At 32.1% G+C, this 761-nt stretch carries 1 protein-coding gene; it reads right to left on the reverse strand.

Annotated elements, in window-relative coordinates:
• On the reverse strand, positions 1-535 hold a 535-nt coding region (locus tag CJF42_RS26260), incomplete at its 3' end, for a hypothetical protein (RefSeq protein WP_141235708.1).
• Positions 536-761 lie beyond the last annotated feature (226 nt).

The raw sequence follows: 761 nt of genomic DNA on the forward strand, positions 1-761 counted from the left end.
AACTGTCTTGAAAAACACCGCTATCGTTTTGTACATTTTTAATCATTAAACCCACTGCACTTGTGGTTGTGTTTTTTTGTTCAGTTGTTGTTTTATTTTTATCAAAAAGATCTGCTTGAATTTTACCTGAATTTATCCCTAACCACGTAACTCTGTCACCAAACATAGCAAGTTTTATCTCTTCTTCAGGTATGCAGCTACGTGTAAAGAAATGTCGAACATCCTGAATTATAACTAAACCTGCCTCATTAGATGTGCATCGCATTTTTAATTGTCTATTTGCCGCTCGTATTAAAGGACGAAAACGTTTTCCTATTTCAGGCGAGTCGCCACTTACGTGTCCTTTTTCATCAATTTCTTTCAGAAGTCCTTTTTCTTCTTCATTTTCATTGATTTCCTTTACTTCAATAAAAATCTTCTGTTTGTCAGTTTCCACAGAAAAATCTGGTGTTTTTTCAATTCCTTCAGGAATTCTAACTAGATTGACTTTAATATCATTAAAAAGTCTAATTGTATCTTTTTCGGATTCGGTCATTAAAGCTGGACTCTCGAAACAATATAACAGTTTAATAGGCGGATTTATTCCGTGTTTAAACACGGGGTTTTTCTGTCTTTCGTGATTCTTAATTTTGATAAAATACTCTTTTTTTCTTATTTTATCAAAGGCTTTGATAAATATTATAAAATTTTATTTTGTGTGATAAACGGAATAATTCCGTCTATCAAAGACAAATTTAAAATCTTGTGTTCAATGGTGGGGA

It is taken from the genome of Pseudoalteromonas sp. NBT06-2, from assembly GCF_002276045.1.
Classification (GTDB): Bacteria; Pseudomonadota; Gammaproteobacteria; order Enterobacterales; family Alteromonadaceae; genus Pseudoalteromonas.